The organism is Alkalitalea saponilacus (genome assembly GCF_900168165.1).
GTDB classification, from domain to species: domain Bacteria; phylum Bacteroidota; class Bacteroidia; order Bacteroidales; family Marinilabiliaceae; genus Natronoflexus; species Natronoflexus saponilacus.
In genome coordinates this window covers 1-4898 of the sequence record NZ_FUYV01000046.1, presented here as the reverse complement: position 1 = coordinate 4898, position 4898 = coordinate 1, and the positions used below count along the sequence as shown (strand labels likewise).

The following is a 4898-nucleotide window of genomic DNA, read 5'->3' as shown; positions in this document are numbered from 1 at the left end:
ACAACCATACCACTTACCATTTTGGTCAAGGCGTATCATCTTCCTTTTTCGCCTTTTCCGTTTAATGACGGGTTCTGCAAACCTTCATTTAATTTAACCATGCCGTTCTACCTTAGCCCTTCAACCAACTTAGGAAGCATCGGAGGCATTACTTTTCTCACGAATTTCATACCCTCATATTGACACACGTGTCATGATTAGGAACATTGTCCCGGGAGCTTCACCCGATAATGGCTTCACCATACATCCGGTGTCCCGGTAAGGTACTATTGACGGAACAATAGGATTAATCAGTGTTTCAAAGAACAAGTTAATCACTCAATTAAAGACCTTTGCAGGTCGCACTACCCACAACGGTCACATATATGAAATGTTGGGGGATTGCGGGCGTCATCACTGTCTGCCGTTACAAAAGTTGGTGCGGGGCAGAAACTTTCAAGTAACCACCAAACCCCCAATATTTTATATATGATGTTGTGTGCCGTAATTTCTATTCCAAGTCTTTAAGCATTTTCTTAATATCTTTAATTGCTTCTTTAATTGGTTTTTCAAGTAAAGCATAAAATTCAATGTGACCATATCCTCGAAAGTTACCTTTTGTGTTGAAAAGTGCTCTTGATTCATAAGTTGTCATACTTTCAAGTGGAAGATATTCAGACACTGCAATATTTCTTCCTTTAATCCACAAATCAGGAGCAACCAAAGCATAATACCTTAAACAATCTATAAGAGAATCGCACTCAATTTTTGAATTTGCATTTTCAATATTATACATCTTTTCAAGTATAAACTCATCTTTTTTCTGTGCTAAAATTTCTTTAAGGTTCTCACCATGAAATAAATTGAAAAAGGTCTTGAAAGCAAGTGTGTCTTTTGAATCTAAATCCCTGATTATCCTTCTCCAGCTATTAAAATCCCAATTGTCATAATAATAAGGAGTTCTTTGCATTGCATAAAAACCAAAATACAATAGAGTAGTACTAAGTTTTTTAGAACCTACAGTTTTGTCTTTACCAAATAAAGCTTGAAATCTACGAGTAATGTCTAGAATAGTATCTAAACTTAATTCATTAGAAAAATCTATAAGGTGAGTTATATTTTGATTTTGTACCTGATAACCATTAATATTTAATGGATGGTCTTCTAATTCCCATAAAGCACTTTCATATTTACGTAATTCATAATCATCATGTTGTTGTAATAAGAAATTATGTTTTGCTTCTTCATCATCAGAAATTGAATGAGACCAAATTCCATTTTCTATAAAATAATTACATCTTTCAACTAGTGATTTTACACTTCTGTCATGATTATTATAGCGAAGCCAATAGATTCGCAATAACCTATATATTTCATTAATTTTATTATTTAGAGATTCAGCAGAGTTTAGATAATGGAATAAAGACCACATAAACACCATGTGCCTTCTTTCTCTTGCTCGTAAATCATCATCGTAATTTATAAACCAATTAGTGCTGTTTTTAAAGATTAGGTCTTTAATAAAAGAAATACATTCTGGCAACCAATCGGAGTATTCATAGCCATTTTTGAATATTTCATGATTTTCAATCAAAAAAGAAAATGATGCAAAATATTTTTTAATTTTTTCAAGAGTGATAAATTGCAATATCCGAGATGCGTAAATAGGGTCACTTAATGAAATAAAATTATCGGATTCTTGAAGCAAAGATTCAAAACCTGCAATACATTTTAAAAACTCATTAAATCCATGGTCTGAACTACTATTCGTTTTATTTTTATCTCTATGCCGCCAGAAAAAGTCTTGCCATTTTTCCCATTCTTCACTCCATTCAAGTTCATCTTCTTTTATAATATTTTCGAACAATTTCGCTCTTATGGTTTCATTGTCTTCTAGCTGTTTACCTCGCGAGTTCATTGTTATGTATAATTCTTCTCCCTGGTCTGTTTTTTCTGTTTTAAAATGCCAAAATTTGACTTTTGTTTTCAAGAAATCAAAAAATGAATCTTCTTTATTCTCAAAATAATCATGTATTTTTTCTAATGCTTTTACTAAAGCGAAAACAGTCGGGTCTTTGGAATATTCAAGAAGGAACCATGTTGATTTTTTCACACTAACAACTTCATCCAAGCTGTTAATGTTAGTAATCATGTCAATAAAAAAATTATGTGTTAAATTTCGAACTCTATAATCAAATGCAACAGACTCTAATGCACTGTTAAACCTGAACATATTGCAGAATTCCTTTTTTCTATTTTCTTTTATTGATAAGTAAAAAAGAAGAATAAAAAGAGTTGTAAGCCTTTGTTGACCATCAATTAAATATACATCTTTATTGTAGTCACTTTCAGGGAAATGCTCCATCCTGTAATTGGGTTCATAAGAATATAAGAATCCAATATTCATTGGTTTAACATTTTCTTTAGAATCAACTAATTGTTTTATTTCTTCAAATCTGCCGAGCTTGCTTAATTCAGAAATTTTTGCACTTAAATCAGTAATTGCCGATTCAGACTGTTTTCCTTCAATCAAGTCAGTTAAAAATACATCAAGTATTTCACGTTCGTTGTAGCCCCAAACATATTCACGCTGGATTTCTGGAACAAAGAAATTTAAACCTTCGATTAATTCTTCAACCGAAAGTTCTTCCATAAATTTATTTTTAGCCATCTTTCAATTCTGTGTTTAAATAATTTAATAATGTATTCTTTATAGCTTCTTCATTGGATATAATATCATCTTTTGTCCAGTGTTCAAGGTCGTGTCCAGTAGAATGTTCGTTAATGAAATACCTTGCGAATACATTTAAAGTATGTGGTTGAATAAAGTTTCCTTGATTAAAAAACTCTAAAACTTTTTTTCTCTTGTAGGAGTATGGATTGTTACTTATGCTTCTATTTAGAGATTCATAAAGAAGAACTAAGTTACCAATAGAATGAATTGGAATACTTTCAGTATATTCTTCAATGAAATCATCTACCACTTTGACATATTCAGCATCCTCAAATTTCCCCTTAAAATCTTTTAATAGTTCTTTATTTTTAAGATTTTCATCATACTTCATTAAGAATGTGATATACGCTAACTTGTCTTTAGGATTTTGTGGATTTCTTGGAAAAACATGTTCGATATCATTACCTTTTTTAAAAAAAGCGTTGCTTTTTAGTTTATCACGGTATTCTTTATTGGCTTCAATGATATCAAGAAGTAATAATATTTGTACCAATGTTTTGTTATCTCCATCATACCAATTTTTACCGTCTCCAAACACCTCCTTTACTGGTTTATTCCCGAAAACTTCTAACTTAATTTGTTTTAATAAATAAAATTTAAAATCATCCCTTGTTTTACAGTCATTTTGCCAATAATCCCAGATAATCTTAAAATTAAATTCTTTCCTATCTCTTTTCTGCGCAAATAGAAATCCCAAAAAATGATATAGAGTTTTATCCTCATACCAATCTTTAAGAGTATCATTTAGTTTGTTGATTTTTTTATAAACTTCCAAAGAGCTTTCATATTCTTCAATCGCTTCTAAACTTAGGTTTTCTTTTCCTTCACTTTCAATGAACAGGGCAAGGAGTTTATTAATTGGAAATTTTAGAAAACTAAAACTTATATCACCAGTAGGCTGTACCCTAATCCAAGGTTCGTAATAAGTCTTTATATTATCATCTCCCCACCATGCGTTAATTTCATCTAGTCTCCAACCTATCCTTACTCGTCTTTCGTTAACTCTAACAATATTTTTAATGTCAGATTCTCGTTTGCTTTCTTCTAAAGTCACTCTTGTTATCAAAGTTGCTCTAACAAGGTCTGCACCATCTAAATAAATTCTTTTAGAGTTGAGATTTCCAAAAATTCTTTCTTCGTTTTCTCCTTCTATATAATTGCATATGAACATAACATGTTCCAGTAATTTATTCAGAAATACATCTTTGTTATCAAGCTCATTTAGCCATAAGGAAATTGTATTGTAAGCTTGATATAGATAGTAAATATCTTGATGGTCAAATTCAGGCTTTTCCTCAACCAATTCTTCCCATGTAGGGAATACATCTAAAAGTACTTTATCAGAATTCGTTATGTAGTTGTTTAGAAATTTATTTGTTTTTTCTCGAATGGAATTATCAGGAAATCTAACCTTATTTGCTACCAAATTAGTTTCTCCTAGACATGATAATATTAATACCATTGTTGTTAATCGTTGCTGCCCATCAACAACGTTAAAACAACCATTGTCTGTTGGAACAAGTGTGATATTTTGAACACAATAAAACTTTCCTGCATTTGGCGAAAACCTGTCTATATCTTCCAATAATTTACCAACTTGTTTTGCAGTCCATTTGAATCCTCGTTGGTACAATGGGATGTTATAGAATTCCTTATTGTGTAATTTTAAAAATCCATCATTTTTAAAAATGGAATTCACATTTTGAAGCAGCTCATTCATGATATTTTTATTATTATTTCATTGTTCTTATTTGGTAGTAACCCACTTATTATGGCACACAACGTTGAGCAATATGGCATGAGGCGGAATGCGGGCAGCATCATTGTCCACCGTTAGGTGACTTGATGCGGGGCAAAATGGTTCAAGAAACCACAAAACCCGCCTTTTGCTATATTGCATGTTGTGGGTAGTTAGCTTTATATTTAAAATAATTTTCTAATGGTTCAATTTTATATTTCTCACTCCAGATATAATTCGCAATTAGGGCATATTTTATCTTTCAAATCAACCTTTGTACCACAAGCAGGACACTTTGTTGCATCGTGCATCCAATCTACAATTTTGTTATTCTCTATTTCAATGTTCCTAGCATATAGTGCTTTGGTTAGTAGTTCTTGATGTTTTCGTTTGCAACCCTCAATCATATCTTTTAGATTATTTTCTTTGCTTACACCATTTTTATAG

4 protein-coding genes are annotated in these 4898 nt (G+C 31.4%); 1 reads left to right on the top strand and 3 read right to left on the bottom strand.

The genetic code is table 11. The features are described from left to right. On the top strand, window positions 1–183 hold a 183-nt coding region (locus tag B5X70_RS18445), incomplete at its 5' end, for a hypothetical protein (RefSeq protein WP_234995090.1). A 307-nt stretch (window positions 184–490) separates the two neighbouring features. Here the strand turns inward: B5X70_RS18445 and B5X70_RS17355 are convergent. The 3 genes from B5X70_RS17355 to B5X70_RS18440 form a co-directional block, all read right to left on the bottom strand. Further along, window positions 491–2650 (bottom strand): DUF262 domain-containing protein, encoded by a 2160-nt coding sequence (locus tag B5X70_RS17355; protein ID WP_079559168.1) that lies wholly within the window; start codon window positions 2648–2650, stop codon window positions 491–493. Next, complete coding sequence (locus B5X70_RS17350; RefSeq protein ID WP_079559167.1) at window positions 2643–4433, bottom strand: DUF262 domain-containing protein; 1791 nt, start codon at window positions 4431–4433, stop codon at window positions 2643–2645. Before B5X70_RS17350 ends, B5X70_RS17355 begins: the two co-directional genes overlap by 8 nt. A gap of 239 nt (window positions 4434–4672) precedes the next feature. Continuing rightward, window positions 4673–4898, bottom strand: a 226-nt coding sequence (locus tag B5X70_RS18440) for a zinc ribbon domain-containing protein (RefSeq protein ID WP_234995091.1), incomplete at its 5' end; no start/stop codon positions are given.

Coding starts and splice junctions, on each gene's coding strand:
- B5X70_RS17350 (WP_079559167.1), bottom strand. CDS start 4,433: ATGAATGAGCTGCTTCAAAATGTGAATTCCATTTTTAAAAATGATGGA.
- B5X70_RS17355 (WP_079559168.1), bottom strand. CDS start 2,650: ATGGCTAAAAATAAATTTATGGAAGAACTTTCGGTTGAAGAATTAATC.